Here is a 17521-nt window from a genome sequence, read left to right on the forward strand (position 1 = left end):
CTGGCTTCGGAAAACTTTCCTTGACTCATCTGTTTATCAAAGATAAACGGCATAGCTTAATCATTACATCATATTTATTGAGACACTTATTTAAGATAAAAATTCATATTTTGTACTGACTCTTACACAGGAATTGAGGATTTTCCCTAACACTCAATATCCGTCCTCCTATATTACTGCCTTGTAGAATTAGAATAGTATGGTCAATAAAACCCCAAAACTTCTTGAGTAATTTAAAAAACAAACCCACCATCTTATATTTAAAAACTCTCAATATAAAATCACCCATTTAATAAAAACTAAAATATTAAGAAAATTTCCTGATTTAAAAATAAACATAAAATTTTAATTTAATCAAAATTTCAAACAACAAATTTAATTAAAAAAACAAGATAAAGCACATTCGTCGGTTTATTAAACAAAACCAAAGCTATACCTCCAAGGTTAAATACCACTCAACTATTTATTCAATCTAATTAATATTTCATTTATAAAATTTAAATTAATTAATTAAAAACTATTAAATATGACATTTGATGCTTAAAAATTTGTCACGGTATAACCAAAAATTTCCAAATAATTTTAATAAACAAATATAAATATATGATAAATATAATAATTTTAATATTTCACATGCCATAAAACAAAGTTTCGGATGTTTACCTCCATATATTTTTTATATTTTACCGAATGATAAAAAAATCACAATAAATAAATTAAAAAAATAAAAAACCTCTTGTAATAATAAAGTTAATTATTTACCAAATGTTATATTTTAAAAATTGTTATTAAAAAGATCACCAATAATTAGATTAAAAAAATAACATTCAAAAAAATATAATGATTTTTCTTCTTGTTTTTTCACAAATGTATATTTAGATTTAATTAAGATTATTTAAAATCACATTTGTATTTTATGAATACAGTTTAAGCAAAATTAAATTTTACTTAACACTGACCATAATATTTTAAGGAGAAAGTATTATTACGACCAAATCGTGTGACATTTTAAATTAATTATATCTCTGTACTTAACCATAAAAATCCACCCAGCGTTAAATCATATTCAGCCAGGAAAGATTAAAAAACTCATGAAACTTAAAACAAATTTTTCGCTTCTCGCTTATAGCTGTGCATTCGCATTATTCGGTTCCATGCAATTTGCCCATGCTGCACCTTTACTTACGCCTCATATCACAAATGAAGTCAGCCCTGCACCTACAGCCAATGCATGGATTGAAGTTGATACTCAAGCTTTTGAAGATAATATTAAAAGGACAAATCAATTACTTAATGGCAAAACACAACTTTGTGTAGTCATGAAAGCAAATGCATATGGGCATAGTATTGACCTACTTATGCCGAGTGTTATGAACTTAAACGTATCGTGTATTGGTATTACCAGTAATGCAGAAGCGGCGATGGTTCGTAAGCATGGCTATAAAGGCAAAATTACACGTTTACGAACAGCCACAGATAGTGAAATCATCAATGCACATGCGTTAAATATTGAAGAGCTTTTGGGTAATTATGATCAGGCTGCCCGTATCTCTAAATGGGCAGAAGCGAACAATACAACTGTTCATTATAGCTTGGCTTTAAATTCGGGTGGTATGGATCGTAATGGTCTTGAAATGTCTACAGCTCAAGGTAAAGAACAAGCTGTTGCAATCACTAAGCTTCCAAATCTTAAAATTGACGGCATTATGACCCATTATGCTGTAGAAGATGAAAAATATGTTCGTGAGCGCCTAGCTCAATTTAATGAACAAACAGCATGGTTGATTAAAAAAGCCAAACTGAATCGTAAAGAATTAACATTACATACAGCAAATTCATTTGCTACCGTAAATGTTCCTGAATCACATTTAGATATGGTTCGTGCAGGCGCAATTATTTATGGAGATTTTCCTAATCACCCTGAATTTAAACGCATGATGGCATTTAAAACACAAATTGCTGCAGTTAATAATTACCTTAAAGGTTCAACTGTAGGTTATGACCAAACTTATACGTTGACACGTGATTCTAAACTCGCAAACTTGCCTGTAGGTTATTCGGATGGCTACCGTCGTAGTTTTAGTAATAAAGCTTTTGTCTTAGTAAATGGACAAAAAGCGCCAGTGGTTGGTCGAGTATCCATGAATACTGTTATGGTTGATGTAACAGATATTCCAGAAGCCAAAGCAGGCGATGAAGTTGTATTATTTGGACGTCAAGGCAATGCTGAGGTTCAATCTAGTGATTTAACGAGTCTTACAGGCCATATTTTGACAGAGGCCTATACACCATGGAGTAACTCTAATCCACAAGTGATTAAACCTATTCAATCTCAGCAATCAACGCAAATCAGTAATCATCAAGTTGCAGCAACCGCTGAGTAAACTTTAGGTGAATTGATGAGTAGCCCTATATTTCAAAAAGTATCGGGGCTACTTTTAGTATGACTATATCTCTTAAGCTATTACGTCTGACTAAAATTCTTATATAAAAAAAGAGCATTTTCATGCCCTTTTTATTTTTATCTAGCCTTTAGCTTGCGTGCTTAAAACGATCTATTTGCTTAATTTCATAAGGCAAACCAACATAGTTTTCGGCTAATGTGGTTTTACCTGCAATTGAACCTAGTACATAACTTAACTCGGCTTGTTTAATCTTGTGATCGAACTCACTTTCAGTTTCAAAGCGATGTAATAAATGAGTCATCCACCAAGAAAAACGCTCCGCTTTCCATACACGTTGTAGGCATTTTTCAGAATATTCATTTATACCTTGCTCTGAACCTTCGGCATAATATTCAATGAGTGCACTTGATAAATAAGCAATATCAGATGCAGCGAGGTTTAGGCCTTTTGCTCCAGTCGGTGGAACAATATGCGCAGAATCACCTGCTAAAAATAGTTTTCCGAAACGCATTGGTTCAGTCACAAAGCTACGTAACGGCGCGATACTTTTTTCAATAGAAGGTCCCGTCACTAACTTTTCACGGCTTTCAGGGTCTAGGCGGTTTTTTAACTCATCCCAGAACTTTTCATCTGACCAATCTTCGACGTGATCTGTTAAAGGGACTTGTAAATAATAACGGCTACGTGTTTCTGAACGCATACTACATAAAGCAAATCCACGTTCAGACTGTACGTAAATGAGTTCATCGGCTACAGGCGGGACATCGGCCAACACCCCTAACCAACCAAACGGATAAACTTTTTCAAAGGTCTTAATTTTGTCTTCTGGCACGCTGGCACGGCAGACACCGTGGTAACCATCACACCCTGCTATAAAGTCACACTGAATTTGAAAAGCTTTAGCTTGATACTCAAACTCAACTTTTGGTTCAGTGTAGAAATCTTTTACCTGTACATTTTGAGCTTCATAAAATGAAGTGAGCTGTGCTGCTTCACGCGCAGTCATTAAATCTTTGGTGACTTCGGTCTGGCCATATACAGTTACTTGTTTACCACCTGTAAGTGCTGCCAAATCAACCCGATGCTTTTCACCATTGGTTAAGATTTCAATACCCGAATGCGGTAATCCTTTATCTTTTAAGTTTTGGTCAACGCCTGCTTGTTTGAGTAAGTCGACCGAAACTTGCTCTAAAATTCCTGCACGAATCCGTGAAGCCACATATTCAGCACTACGTTGCTCAACAATAATATGATCGATGCCAGCTTTATATAGGAGTTGCCCAAGCAATAACCCTGCTGGGCCAGAACCAATAATTGCAACCTGTGTCTTTAAAATATCCATAACTTCATCCTTGTTTCATCCTGACTTTTAAATTACTGGCTTTAAGTTTTGTTCACTATGTATCCAAGACGAAAATAACCGTTTATCATTTAGTTTGTCCGAATATCGGACAGAAACAATCAAAATAACAGGAATGAAAGGATGCCTTCTCTCGATGCTTTTCTAGAGCACCCGAACTCGCATGAGAAAATACGTCAAGATGACTACATTGCAGGGTTAGCAAAAGGTTTGGCTTTACTGGAAGCTTTTGGAACAGATCGGCAACGGCTTAATGTCACTCAAGTAGCCGAGCGAACCGGTATTAGCCGTACAGCGGCAAGGCGTTACCTAAAAACTTTAAAATACTTAGGCTATTTAGAAACCGATGAACATTACTTTTGGCTTACTCATCGCGTGCTGCGCTTTTCGAGTTCTTATCTAAGCTCTGCCCACTTGCCTAAAGTTGCTCAATCATTTTTAAATCTTTTGTGTGCACAGACATCTCTTACTTTTTCAATTGTGGTGTTAGACGATAACGAAGTGGTGCCGATTGCCCGTAGTTATTTACCACAGCAAGATAATTTACGTGTCAGCCCTTATGGTATGCATTTAGGAAACCGACTCCCTGCCCATGCCACTTCTACGGGTAAAGTATTGCTGGCAGCACTACCCGAAGAAGCTCAACATACGTGGGTAAAAACTTACGGTTTAAAGCGCTTAACACCATTTACCATAGTAGATGAATCAAAGTTTTTTGAAGTGCTTAAGGGTATTTCGTTATCGGATTATTGTCTTTCCAAAGAAGAACATGAGCTTGGCGTAATTGCGATTGCAGTGCCCGTATTTAACGCCCAAGGTCAAGCGATAGCAGCGCTTAACTGCATGTCTCAAACTAACCGTGTACAAGAAGATTATTTGGTTCAGCAAATTTTGCCATTGCTGCGCAACACGGCAAATGAACTTAGAAATGTGATTTAAATAGACTTAGAAACTCTTGTTATCAATTAGAGGTACAAGAGTTTCAACCCATAATTTTAAATAGCGAATTCTTTGACTTGCTGGCTTGCCAGATCCAATGCATTGTTACGATAAACTTGCATGTCTAAGCCTTCTGCATAAATAAATTCAACATCATGAATGCCCATTAACCCTAACACTGCCTTGAGGTAAGGCGTGACTGCCTCAGTTTCTTGGCCAACATGAATACCGCCCCGACTGCTTACCACCACCGCTTTTACCCCTTCAACCAAACCTTGCGGGTAAGTTTCGGTGTAGCGGAATGTTTGTCTTGCTCGTGCCACTAAATCAAACCAGTTTTTGAGTTGAGTAGGCACATTTAAGTTGTACATTGGTGCGCCTATCACCAATAAATCAGCACTTTTTAACTCAGCAATTAATTCATCAGATAAAGCAACGATTTGCTGAATGTCTTGATTGTTATTTTCCGCACCACGCAGCGCCTGAAAAATTTCCAGATCTAATACAGGCAGGTTCATTTCAGCTAAATTGCGTATGGTGATGTCATCTTGTAAACCTTGGTCTTTTCGATGTTCAAGCATGACATCAATTAAGCGATTGGTTTGTGAACCCTCACCCATAATGCTGGATTTTAATACCAATATTTTAGCCATGACCATCTCCACGTTTTTGATGAAGCCATATTAACTCCACAATAAATTCAACAGTGGTGATATTATTTCTTATCATTGGTTCCTTTTAGGCAACAATCATGCAACATGAGTTAAGTGCAATTTCTATATTTGTGACTGTGGTTGAAGCTGGAAGTTTTGTAAAAGCTGCCGAGCAATTGCATTTAACTCGCTCAGCCATAAGTAAAAATATTGCTCGGCTTGAAGAACAGCTTGGCGTCGTTCTATTTAAAAGAACAACACGTTCACTCAGCATGACTGATGAAGGCGCTTTGTTTTATGAGCATAGCTGCCGAGCATTGAGTGAAATACAAAATGCAGCAGCTCTGTTAGACCAAGGGAAAATTAACGCAACAGGCCGTTTGCGAATGTCTGTGCCAGTGCTATTCGGGCAAGTCTTTGCTGCCCCGCTTATGGTTAAATTTGCTCAACAACATTCGGACTTACAGCTAGAAATTTCATTTAATGATCGAACTTTAGACTTGGTCGAAGAAGGTTTTGATTTATGTATAAGAATCGGGGCACTGCCTGATACCACTCAGCTCGTTGCCAAACCGATTGGTGAGCATCGAATGCTACTTTGTGCCTCACCTGACTATTTAAATGAAGCAGTCCCCATAGAAAACATTGAAGACTTAGACCATCACGCCACGATTGCCGATCCACATTTTGGTCAAATGCAAAAATGGCAACTTCAAAAGGAAAATGACGCGCCTTTATTTATTAAGCCCAAAGCAAAACTCCTTTTAAATGACTTACAAGCCATTAAAAATGCAGCGCTTGCTGGAGCAGGTATCGCTTGGCTACCCGATTGGCTCATTCAAAATGAATTACAGGACGGTACGCTCGTACAAGTATTAGAAACCATGTCGAGCATTGCTTTTCCGATTCATTTGGTATGGCCTACGCTACCCTTTATGCCACTCAAAACCCGTCTTGCAATTGATTATTTAGCGCAGCATTTACCGTCTGAACTGAACAAACAAGCTTAAAATAAAAGAGGCCTTAACATAAGGAATTAAGCTTTAATAAGCCTCGTCTTCTCAATCAAATTTTCAACTGTACCTCTTCACTATGCAGCGCACTTGAAAAACTATTAAGTTATTATTTTATTAGAAGAAAAATAATAAGGTGATGGTCAACTTTCTTGACTATAAAAAGCGTTTATGTGAGTATTCGCTCGATTCACTTTACAAGAATTACTTATATGAAATATAACGTTATCGCATTGCTTACAGGTTTGTTATTGGTCTCTGCTGTTCACGCCGAGGAAGCCCCTATGGATGCAACTCACTTGGGCTTGAGAGCTTTTGTATACAATGCATTTACAGGTATAAAAAAAGCAGCGGATATGCCTCAATTTCCTAAAGGACATCCGTTGACGAAAGCTGAACTTTATAATGGTGTGGCGGCTGGTGTTCGAGTTCGTGGTAAAAACTGCAATAGTGTGGTTGACGCTCGTGCACTAGATGCCAATGGTTCAAAAATATCGGTGAAGTGTGCTGGCGGGGAAAGCTATCAAGTATTGCCTCTAACAGGTGAGGTTAAAGGTAAATGAAATCACGCATTTGCCTATTTGGGTTTGTTTCAGCAATGCTGATTAGCAATGTTAATGCGCAGACCCAACAAGAATTGTCTCAAGCCTTACTTGGTCAATTACTCGGTTTTACGCAAAATGTTTATTTTAATGCCAATCAAATAGCTGAAATGCCAAAGATGCCAACCGAGCGTGCTGCAACTCAGACCGAAATATTAGAGGCTGTGGCTAGTGCGCTGAGACTGCAACAACATCCATGTAGTTCGGTTTTAAATGCTGACTATGTTGATGAGAGTGGTAATCTGATATCAATTAATTGTGTGGATGGCAATTATGTCGTGGATGCACGACGTGGCAAGATCAATCCTTAATTCCCTTAAGCCGCCCCGTTAACGCCTACACCTTCTTACTCTCTGTAGCAGTGGTAAAAATGAACCCATGTGGCGGCTCTGTAATTAATTAGCACTTGGCTGCAACCATAGATGCCTATCGCTTTACCCCAAAGTTGCCATATACGCTTTAACTTGTCGCAATGGCTACTTACGCAAACCAAAACTTTTAGAAAACGCTCCAACATCTTTTCCTGTTTAAATAATAAAAGCCCATTAACGGGCTTTTATTAAATGAATAGTGGTAATTCTATAATTTCATTTTAAAGAAATCTGCAAGTACGTTCGAAGCTTCATTTACATATTTAGGAATGTCATATAACTCCATGTGGTTTGAACCTTCAACAATATGTAAAGTTTTATCCTGACTTGCAGCGCGCTGAATTAGGTCTTCACTCATCCATTTACTACCTGCAACACTTCCAGCAATTGCAATTAATGGTTGAGTTAAGAAAGCTTCGGCTTTGTTATAAGCATCGTAAGTAATAATTTGAGTTAAGCTACGGGCGGTTGCAACCCCTGGTGAGTTAGGGTGCTCAGCTCTTGGCGTATGGTAATATTCCCACGCTTGACGAAGCTCTTCATTCGGAGCATCTTCTTCTTTTAAAGGTGCAAGCGGAATGGTTGCAACATTTCCACTATTTGCATCTGCTGTACGCGCATCTGAACCCGCTTGGATATATGGAATAGCATCTGCATCTTTAACTGTGTTTTCCCAACCATTTCTGAACATTGAACCAATATTCACTGCACTTACCGTACCTACTGCTTTAATACGGCGGTCATTGATTGCTGCATTTGCGGCATATCCACCGCCCGCACAAATACCCATCGCCCCAATACGGTTTTGATCGACATAACTTAAGGTGGTTAAGTAATCAATCACGGCACTAATGTCTTCTGTGCGAATGTAAGGGTTTTCTAACTGGCGAGGTAAACCTGTACTTTCGCCCTGAAAACTTGCATCAAATGCTATCGCAATAAAACCTTGTTCAGCGAGCTTGGACGCATACAAACCTGCGGTCTGCTCTTTTACGCCTCCACCCGGATGAGCAACAACAATTGCTACGTACTTTTGTGTTTCATCAAAGTTTGATGGATAGTGAATATTTGCTGCAATAGTAATATCTTGACCATTTGAATTTTGAAATTTAACTGTATTCATGGTTAGCTCCTTTTTAGGCTTAACTTAGATATTTTTTTGAAAAAATGGGATGAGTTTTGCTAATGCTTGTGCCACTGGTTCAGGCTTGTCATATAAATCGTAGTGAGACCAACCTTCTACAATCACAAGCTCTTTATTTTGTGAACGTGCTCGACCATAGATTTCCAAACTGTCTCGATATGAACCAAAACCACCGACCTTATCACCTGTAATCAGCAATAAAGGCTGTGTAAGTAATACTTCAGCTAAGTGAAATGCATCCCAACCAATTGCCACAGCCGAATGTGAAAATAATGTTTTAGCAACACCATTTAGTTGATAGCCACGATCGGTTTTGTAATAGTCTGTTGCTTCTAGTACATCAATATCTGTTATTCCAGCCGATTTGGCTTCTTCAACAGAACTTGGCAGCAAATCATCGATTCTTCTTGTTTCTCCGCGAGCTTCGGCAGTACGTTGTTTTGCAATAAGCTCTAGTTTCTCCAAAGGATTCCAGTTGCTAAAGCCTTCTCTCGACAAGCGACCAAAATTTACGGCGTCTACTGTAGCAACTGCCTTAATCCGTTTTTCAGTCATGGCAACATTGAGTGCATAACCACCGCCCCCGCAAATTCCTAATACGCCAATTCGGTTTTCATCGACATAGTTAAGCGTCATTAAATAATCAGTCACTAAACGGAAGTCTTCTACACGAAGTACCGGATTTTCTGTTGAACGTGGTTCACCGCCACTTTCACCCTGAAAACTTGCATCAAATGCAATCACAATAAAGCCAGCTTTTGCTAATGCTGCACCGTATACATTTCCAGAGGTTTGTTCTTTACAGCTTCCGATTGGGTGTCCACTAATAATTGCTGGGTATTGAATACTTTCATCAAAATTTTCTGGGAAATAGAGATTTGCTGCGATTTCCCAATAAGGTGCTTTGATTTTTACGTTTTTCATTGTTGACTCACCTGTGTTGAACTTCATGAAAAACATAGTAACAAGCAAAGATTAGTCTGATTAGATGCTATAATCTGATCGTAACTATTAGTAGAACTTATGAATCATGAAAATTAATCTGAATGATTTAAAAACATTTTCTGAAGTAGTAAAAACTAAAAATTTTACGAAAGCTGCGGCATATATGGGTGTTACCCAATCGGCTGTAAGCCAGAGTATTAATAATCTTGAAGCACAGTTAGGGATAAAGCTATTAAACCGTTCTACCCGTAGTCTCACCCTTACAGAAGCAGGTTCGCGCCTTATTGAGCTTGTTGGTCAAAGTATTGAAAATATCGACTTAGGCATAGAACAAATTAGTTCTATGAAAGACTTACCAAGTGGTCATGTACGTATTTCTGCAGATGCATTTACCATTAAGTATTATTTATGGCCAAAGCTTAAAAAGCTTGTAAAACAATATCCCGATATATCGTTAGAACTGACGTCTGAAAACAGACGAATTGATATTGCAAAAGAAGGATATGATGCTGGGGTACGTGTTGGAAACTTGGTAGAAAAAGATTTAATTGCGGTTCCAATTAGTAAAGAAATTCCCTTTCGATTGGTCGCTTCTCCTGAATATTTAGAAAAGTACGGAACGCCACAATCTATAGACGATCTAAAAAAACACAAAGGCATCTATATTCGTCTTTTAACAGATAACTCTTTAATGGCATGGGAATTTAAAGATAAAAATAAAAGTGTATTTTTTAGAGGCCCCGTTCAACTGGTCATGACCAGTTTAGATGAAATGCTTGATGCTGTACTTGATGGTTGCGCAGTAGCTTATTTGCCCTACTTTCTAGTGAAACCAGCTTTAGAGGAAAAAAAATTAGTCAGTTTATTAGACCAACACGCTGTTACCTTGCCGCCTTTTTACTTGTTTTATACGAGCCGTCGGTTAATGTCCCCTGCCTTTAAAATTGTTAAAGATACATTGAGTGAGATTTAACTTAGTAAAAGCTAAAAAGAGGCCGAAGCCTCTTTATTTTTAACCCACTTAAAATTAGTCATCAATCATGGCGAACTCTTGCTCAGGCGTGCCTTTCACCAAATGGTGACGGCTATATAACAAGTAATAGAGTATAAATCCGACATAAATCAGCGCGGCCAATAACCAAACTTTTGGATTTACCATTAACCCTGCAACGACAGCAACAGCAGCAAGAATCAAGGCAATGCAAGACGTCCACATTCCACCAGGCGTTTTATAAGGGCGTGGTAATTCAGGGCGAGACAAACGTAATTTAATATGTGAAAGCATCATCAACACATAAGAAATGGTTGCACCGAATACTGCCATTAAAATGAGTAAGTCACCCTCACCTGTTAAAGAGAGTAAGAAGCCAATAAGGCCTGGAATGATAATGGCCCAATATGGTGCTTTATTTTCATTGGTAAGTGATAAGTTTTTTGGTAAATATCCCGCACGTGACAATGCAAAGATCTGACGTGAATAGGCATAAATAATTGAGAAGAAACTTGCGACAAGTCCCGCAAGACCCACAAAGTTAACAAAGCTTGCCAACCATGTGTGCTGACCATATACCGCAATCAGTGCGTCAACTAAAGGTGCTCCTGAATTTTTTAAAGCATTTGAACCCGCAGCGCCTGCACCTAAAAATAAAATTAAAAGTGCAAACGATGCCAATATCAGCATTGAACCAATCAAGCCTCGTGGCAATGAACGTACTGGATCTTTTGCTTCTTCGGCTGCTAGTGGGACCCCTTCAACCGCAAGAAAAAACCAGATGGCATAAGGTACTGCGGCCCATATTCCCATATAGCCAAATGGTAAAAATTGACTTGCACCTGCATGAGAACTGACTGGAATATCAAATAACCGTGCGCTGTCAAAATGGGGAAGCATCGCGACAATAAATACGACCAGTGCAATACAAGCAACGGCGGTAATTCCAAACATGATTTTAAGCGCTTCACCTGCACCTTTGAGATGAATGCCCATAAAAACTAAATAGCAAATTAAATAAACAGCCCAACCGCCAACTCCAAAGAGTGATTGGCAATATGACCCAATAAATACGGCAATGGCAGCAGGTGCAATTGCATATTCAATTAAAATCGCAGTCCCTGTGAGGTATCCACCAAAAGGACCAAATGCAACGCGGGCAAAACTATAGCCACCGCCAGCGGTAGGTAACATGGTTGACATCTCGGACATCACAAAGCTCATGCACAGATACATAAACGCCACGATGACTGTTGCAATAAAGAGTCCACCCCAGCCGCCTTGTGCCAGTCCAAAATTCCAACCCGCAAAGTCACCCGAAATGACGTAAGAGACACCTAGCCCCACTAAAAGTAACCAACCTACTGCCCCCTTTTTTAACTGACGTTTTGCAAAATACTCTGCGTCCTGTTGTAAAGCACCAACCTCTACGCTTAATTCAGACTCTTTCATTGTCGTATTGCCTTATCGACCAAATTTACACCACCAATAGTTGCGCAAAAGATATTCATAAAACTTGACAGCAAAACATCTCCCCGACCACTTGAAGTCAAGTTGATTCATTTTTTCTTTTATAAGATCGACGGCATCTCAACACAAAACGTGTTTAAAAATTAAATTGAGGAGATGGGTTATGTCTGTAGAACAAAATGAATTTTTAAGCCAAGTTCAATTACAAATACTTGCAGAACAAGCAATTAAGCAGTATCCATCAGACTATCAAGGACAGGTCAAACTATTGTGTCAGTCTGAAAATGCAACGTTTCAGGTTTCGACTGGGTCTGCCCGATATGCACTTCGAATTCACCGCCCCAACTATCACAGCAAACTGGATATACAAAGTGAGCTTGAATGGTTAGATGCTTTAAATGCGAGTGGAATCCAAGTTCCTGTTGCGATTGCAGATCAATCGGGTGAACGCGTCATTACCTTGAAACTATCAAATGATATTTGTCGTTATGCAGTTCTTTTTAACTGGGTTGAGGGCGATATGCCGACGGTTGAAGTTGACCCCACTGCATTTGAACAATTAGGACAAATTACCGCAAAGTTGCACGTACATAGTAAGACATGGCAAGCGCCTGAAAACTTTCAACGTATTGTATGGAATCATGAAACCATGGTTGGTGCAGATGGACACTGGGGAAACTGGAAAAATGCACCTCACTTAAGACCACAAGATCACGGCGTGATTGAAGAAGCCATTGCACAAATTGCGAAAGATTTAAATTTCTTTGGCAAAACCCAAGAACGCTATGGACTGATTCATGCTGATTTGCGTTTAACCAATCTATTACTACAACAAGAACGTATCGGTGTAATCGATTTTGATGACTGCGGCATGAGCTGGTTTATGCATGACCTCGCCGCTGCAATTAGCTTCAATGAACATTATGCAAATGCGCCGCATTGGGTTGATTACTGGTTAAAAGGCTACGAGCGCGTAGGTCATATTCAGTCTGAAGAATATGAAATGATTCCGACTTTTATTATGCAACGCCGCATTCAAATGATGGCTTGGAATGGTTCTCACGCACAAACAGAAATGGCTCAAAGTCTTGACGATCAATGGTCCAATGAAACTGTGCGTCTTTGTAAAAAATATCTAAACGGACAAATGCCTGTCGGAATTTGAAAAGTGATTTAGATCGCTTTTCTTCATTTTCAATTTTTAGTTTTTAAATTTTATAGAGTTTAAAGGAAGGGTTTATGCAAGCTACCCATCAACTGAGCAAAGTTGCCAAAGCACTATTACTCACCAGTAGTCTGGCAAGCATGATTGCCCTAAGCGCATGTAACTATAACCCTATACAAAGCACATCTCCCCCAATCGCTATTCAAAAAAAGGAATATATCCAAAAAGGTCAATGGGACGCTTTTAACTTTGACCAGCTAAATCAATTAATTGCTACCTATGGAAAAGATAGCCCGAACTATAACCCTGAAAAACGACCATATATTGTCACTGACTTTGACAATACCTCGGTATTTTTAGACATCGAAGAAGCAACTTTAATTTATCAGCTTGAACACTTAGCGTTTAATGTCACGCCAGAGCAGCTTAATCAGATTATTCGTAAAGGAATTAGCTCGCAAAATTTTGAAGCGGCCTACAATAACCAGCAAGGCCAAGCCGTCAATATTGATAAAATTGCCCCAGATATTATTGCCAGCTACACATGGCTTTATCACCACTATAGCGGTCTAAAAGGTAAGCAAAGTCTCAATCAAATTAAACAAGATCCGCATTATCTCGATTTCATTACTAAAATGAGATATCTATATGCGGCAATTGGAGACACGTTTGATCATGAAGTTGCATATCCGTGGGTCACTTATTTGTTTACTGGGCTTACCGAACAAGAAGTCCGTAATTTGGTGAAAGCAACAGTGGCTTGGCAAATGCAGCAACCGATTGGCCCTGTTACATGGACTTCCCCAGCAGCGCTTTCAGGCCAATCAGGTGTTGTTAAAACCACGTGGGAAAATGGTTTAAGACCATACCGAGAAATGCAAAATCTATTTAAGGCCTTTCAGGATAATGGCATTGATGTCTATGTCTGTTCGGCATCTTTTATTGATGTGATTAAGGAAATTATTTCTAATCCAGAGATCGGCTATAACATTAATGAAAAAAATGCCTATGCCATGGAGTTGGAACGAGATGCACAAAATCGAATTTTACCCGAGTTTCGTCATGGCTATGCGCAAACTCAAGGTAAAGGCAAAACCGCAACCATTCAACGTTTTTTAGTCTCTAAATATGGTTATGGGCCAATTTTTATCGCAGGTGACAGTGAAGGCGATCAAAATATGATGCAAGATTTTGCGATGACTCAGAAGGTTCTGATTATCAATCGATTGCGCAGCCCAAGCTCTGATATTGGAAAGTTTTCTCAGCAGGCTGTGCAAGGCTATGGTCAAGCCAATACTAAGTTCTTACTACAGGGCCGCGATGCCAATACAGGTCAATTTAGACCCTCAATGGCCAGTTTAAGTTATGGCGCGCAAACGGCAAAAACTACAAAAAATTAGTATTTCACTTATTTTCTCATGCCTACAATACATGTTGTATGCATGAGAAGCCGCTTAATTTCTTGTTTTAGTTCTACCCTTTTTGCCTATCTCTAATGCATTTTCTGCCTTCTTTTAGTTCGCTACCCCCACGTTAAATACAACTCTTGATCTCTTCTTAAAGAATCAAGCCTGAAACTTAAAACAGCAACACATAAGTCATTATTTTATAAAAACTTTTAACAAAACAAAATCAAGGACGTAAGCAAAAACTGGTATGGCTTTTGCTTAATATAAGAATAGTAGGAATAAATATCATGAGACTTGACATGTTACATCTCAACCCAGCTCATCTTGTCGACTCAAATATGTGTAATCAAGGTGTATTGTCTGCAGCTGCCTCTGGATTAAGCGAGTTTATTTGTCAAAAAGGTGCCGATGTTGATCGCGTTTTAGGAATTAGTGGTATTAATCCTGAACTTTTAATCAGCCCAACTTTAAGCTTACAACTCCCCAATTATTGCAAGGTGCTTGAACAGGCAGCACTGGTTTCAGGTTGTGATAATTTTGGTCTGCATTATGGTCAACAGTTTCAACCGAAATCATTAGGGCTCATTGGGTACATTGGTCTTTGCTCAAATACATTAGAGTCTGCACTCATGAACATGACCAATAATTTTTATTTGCATCAGAAAGATACCCTCAATCGAATGGTCGATTTGGGAGATAGCTGGCGTATAGATTATCAAGTTCAACACGGTGCAATTTTAACGCGCCGCCAAGATGCAGAACTAACCATGGGCATGTTTATGAATGTGATTCGTGACGTGATGGGCCCTCATTATTCACCACGCGCGATTCACTTTGAGCATACTCGACCTGAATTCTGGCAAGAACACAGCAAACTATTTAACGCGCCTGTTTATTTTGATCAACCTTTTAACTCCATCATCATTTCAAAAAAAGACGTCCAGCATACTATGCCGGGGCGTGATTCTATTTTATTAACAGTGATTCTAGATACGTTGCACCTACTCAATCGCGCGTCACCAAGTCAAAGTCTTGCAGATCAGGTTCGTTCCCACATCCAACTTGAACTGAGTGAAGGTGAACCCAACCTTGAAAAAATCGCTCATGATATTGGTTTAACGAGCTGCACCCTTACTCGCCGTTTAAAAAATGAAGGACTCACCTTTACCCATTTAGTTGATCAAGTTCGTTGTGAGTTGGCCGAGCATTATATTAAACAGAAAAATATTCCTATTTCAGAAATGGCATTCTTATTAGGTTACTCAGAAGTAAGTGCTTTATCTCGTGCGTTTAAACGCTGGTTTGGTGTTACACCACGTCAATTAAGACACTAAAACATTGCAAATACAGGCCTTGAATAAAGGCCTTTTTATTATTTACGCAATTCGAGATAACTTCTAAAGACGAATAAAATAATTGAACAACAAAATACCCCTCAAATTAGATTTAACATCCAACTTGAAGGGCATTTTTTATATTTAAAGTGACTTACTTTAATTTTGTTAAGGCTTGATCCAAAGCACCGACTAACCAATCGATATCTTTTATTTGGAAAGCCAAAGGTGGGCGCAGTTTTAATACGTTGCCATAAGGACCTGCAACTGAGGTTAAAACTCGATGAGTATTTCTAAGCTCTTCAATAAGGTTCAAAGCCAATGCTTTATTCGGCTCTTTTGTGGCTCTATCTTTAACCAGTTCAAACCCTATGAACAGACCAGCGCCACGGACATCGCCGACCATCTCATGTTTGTCCATAAGTTTAGTGAGTTCTTTGAGAAGTAGCCCTCCCACATATTTACTATGGGTTTGCAATTCTTCTTCCTGAATGACTTTAAGTACAGCCTGTGCCGCTGCCATAGAAACAGGATTACCGCCAAAAGTATTAAAATATGGAATTTTATCGCTGAAAGCAGCGAGGACTTCACTCTTGGCTAAAAGCCCTGACACTGGCACGCCGTTACCCATTGGTTTACCTGTGGTAATGATATCAGGCACAACATTGTGACGACCAAAACCCCAAAAAGAATCGCCAGTGCGCGCGAAACCCGGTTGTACTTCGTCAGCAATAAAAATACCGCCATTGGCATGCACGACATCAACCGCTTTTTGTAAGAACCCAACAGGATTAGGCATTACACCGTCAGAAGAAAATATTGAGTCCGCCAAAAAACCTGCAAACCTAATGCCTTTTGCATTCATATCGTCAATTTGTTGCTGGATTTGCTGCGCGAACCATGCACCTAAATCATCAGTTTGAACCCGATAATAATCAGGTGCTGGAACTAAACGAGTTGTCGCATCTAAAGGTTGTTCAGTTCCAAGTGCTGGAGAGCATCCTGAGGTTAAACTACTGGTTCCATGATACGATTCTTGAGACACAATGATTCCTGTGCCGCCGCTATATTCACGGGCAATACGAATCGCTAAATCATTCGCTTCCGAACCCGTACACATATACATGGCACGGTCAATTTCATCGGGAGTGGTTTGTAAAAGTTCTTCGGTATAATCCAAAATATTTTCATGTAAATAGCGGGTATGCGTATTGAGCATTTTCATTTGCTCATTTACCGCTTCAATCACCGCAGGATGACAATGACCAATGCTGGCAACATTGTTGTAAACATCTAGATATTTATGACCTGCTGCATCCCATAAATATTGCCCCTGTCCTTTCACCAGATGCACGGGATTACGATAAAACAAGCGATAGGATTCACCTAAAATTTTATTTCTTTTATCGGTCAGTTTGCGGGTAGCATGGTCCAGCTCAGCAGCATGTTCTGGACGAAAGCTATTGGTATCCATAATGGTTGAACGCGTACCCATGAATGACTCCTCTATTTATATTCAGCATACTTTTGCGTGACACGATGACTGATGTAGGCAACTCATACGCTGATTCGAAATATTTCAGTATTTGATTGAAGTTACGCAAACCATATTGCTGAAGTATCTTTAAAAAAACTTGACCTCAGACCACTTAAGCCACGATTTGAAGTCAACTTATTGCTCTGTTATTGCAACTCTCAAAGCTCATCTAATCGCTATTTA

General features: G+C 38.9%; 15 protein-coding genes. 9 read left to right on the forward strand and 6 right to left on the reverse strand.

The window, feature by feature from the left end:
- The first annotated feature begins 1091 nt into the window (after nt 1-1091).
- Nucleotides 1092-2384, forward strand: a complete 1293-nt coding sequence (gene alr / locus I8T81_RS11865) for an alanine racemase (protein WP_198071266.1) — start codon at nt 1092-1094, stop codon at nt 2382-2384.
- 148 nt (nt 2385-2532) lie between these two features.
- On the opposite strand, the gene pobA is transcribed toward alr, so the two are convergent.
- The gene (gene pobA / locus I8T81_RS11870) at nt 2533-3747 is read right to left on the reverse strand and encodes a 4-hydroxybenzoate 3-monooxygenase (RefSeq protein ID WP_198071267.1); all 1215 of its coding nucleotides are present in this window, start codon (nt 3745-3747) and stop codon (nt 2533-2535) included.
- Between the two features lie 141 nt (nt 3748-3888).
- Here pobA and pobR point away from each other — a divergent pair, with 141 nt between their 5' ends.
- Entirely contained in the window at nt 3889-4704 is an 816-nt protein-coding gene (gene pobR / locus I8T81_RS11875; protein WP_004887747.1) for an IclR family transcriptional regulator PobR, read from the forward strand.
- Nucleotides 4705-4760: 56 nt separating this feature from the next.
- Here the strand turns inward: pobR and I8T81_RS11880 are convergent, their stop codons facing one another.
- Nucleotides 4761-5357 (reverse strand): NAD(P)H-dependent oxidoreductase, encoded by a 597-nt coding sequence (locus tag I8T81_RS11880; protein WP_198071268.1) that lies wholly within the window; start codon nt 5355-5357, stop codon nt 4761-4763.
- 98 nt (nt 5358-5455) lie between these two features.
- Between I8T81_RS11880 and I8T81_RS11885 the strand changes: the two genes are divergently transcribed.
- The 3 genes from I8T81_RS11885 (at nt 5456) to I8T81_RS11895 (ending at nt 7283) form a co-directional block, all read left to right on the forward strand.
- Nucleotides 5456-6367 (forward strand): LysR family transcriptional regulator, encoded by a 912-nt coding sequence (locus I8T81_RS11885; RefSeq protein ID WP_198071269.1) that lies wholly within the window; start codon nt 5456-5458, stop codon nt 6365-6367.
- A 215-nt stretch (nt 6368-6582) separates the two neighbouring features.
- Nucleotides 6583-6933, forward strand: a complete 351-nt coding sequence (locus I8T81_RS11890) for a hypothetical protein (protein ID WP_198071270.1) — start codon at nt 6583-6585, stop codon at nt 6931-6933.
- Nucleotides 6930-7283, forward strand: coding sequence for a hypothetical protein (locus I8T81_RS11895; protein WP_022574868.1), 354 nt, complete (start codon nt 6930-6932; stop codon nt 7281-7283). Before I8T81_RS11890 ends, I8T81_RS11895 begins: the two co-directional genes overlap by 4 nt.
- A 268-nt stretch (nt 7284-7551) precedes the next feature.
- Here the strand turns inward: I8T81_RS11895 and I8T81_RS11900 are convergent, their stop codons facing one another.
- Together I8T81_RS11900 and I8T81_RS11905 are read right to left on the reverse strand one after the other, a co-directional pair.
- A complete protein-coding gene (locus I8T81_RS11900; protein ID WP_022574867.1) occupies nt 7552-8466 on the reverse strand; it encodes an alpha/beta hydrolase in 915 nt (304 codons plus the stop codon).
- Between the two features lie 24 nt (nt 8467-8490).
- Nucleotides 8491-9411 (reverse strand): alpha/beta hydrolase, encoded by a 921-nt coding sequence (locus tag I8T81_RS11905; protein ID WP_198071271.1) that lies wholly within the window; start codon nt 9409-9411, stop codon nt 8491-8493.
- Nucleotides 9412-9517: 106 nt separating this feature from the next.
- Here I8T81_RS11905 and I8T81_RS11910 point away from each other — a divergent pair, with 106 nt between their 5' ends.
- Entirely contained in the window at nt 9518-10405 is an 888-nt protein-coding gene (locus I8T81_RS11910; protein WP_198071272.1) for a LysR family transcriptional regulator, read from the forward strand.
- A gap of 54 nt (nt 10406-10459) precedes the next feature.
- On the opposite strand, the gene eat is transcribed toward I8T81_RS11910, so the two are convergent.
- The gene (eat, locus tag I8T81_RS11915) at nt 10460-11875 is read right to left on the reverse strand and encodes an ethanolamine permease (RefSeq protein ID WP_198071273.1); all 1416 of its coding nucleotides are present in this window, start codon (nt 11873-11875) and stop codon (nt 10460-10462) included.
- A gap of 181 nt (nt 11876-12056) precedes the next feature.
- Between eat and I8T81_RS11920 the strand changes: the two genes are divergently transcribed.
- The 3 genes from I8T81_RS11920 (at nt 12057) to qhpR (ending at nt 15801) form a co-directional block, all read left to right on the forward strand.
- Nucleotides 12057-13058: a phosphotransferase enzyme family protein gene (locus I8T81_RS11920; RefSeq protein ID WP_198071274.1), complete on the forward strand. Its 1002-nt coding sequence runs from the start codon at nt 12057-12059 to the stop codon at nt 13056-13058.
- Nucleotides 13059-13132: 74 nt separating this feature from the next.
- On the forward strand, nt 13133-14458 hold the full coding sequence (locus tag I8T81_RS11925; protein ID WP_198071275.1) for an HAD family hydrolase: 1326 nt from the start codon (nt 13133-13135) through the stop codon (nt 14456-14458).
- 308 nt (nt 14459-14766) lie between these two features.
- The gene (qhpR, locus tag I8T81_RS11930; RefSeq protein WP_198072775.1) at nt 14767-15801 is read left to right on the forward strand and encodes an AraC-like transcriptional regulator QhpR; all 1035 of its coding nucleotides are present in this window, start codon (nt 14767-14769) and stop codon (nt 15799-15801) included.
- A 154-nt stretch (nt 15802-15955) separates the two neighbouring features.
- Here qhpR and I8T81_RS11935 read toward each other — a convergent pair whose 3' ends face one another.
- Nucleotides 15956-17296, reverse strand: a complete 1341-nt coding sequence (locus I8T81_RS11935) for an aspartate aminotransferase family protein (protein ID WP_198071276.1) — start codon at nt 17294-17296, stop codon at nt 15956-15958.
- Nucleotides 17297-17521 lie beyond the last annotated feature (225 nt).

It is taken from the genome of Acinetobacter seifertii, assembly GCF_016064815.1.
In the GTDB taxonomy this organism is placed as follows: Bacteria; Pseudomonadota; Gammaproteobacteria; order Pseudomonadales; family Moraxellaceae; genus Acinetobacter; species Acinetobacter seifertii.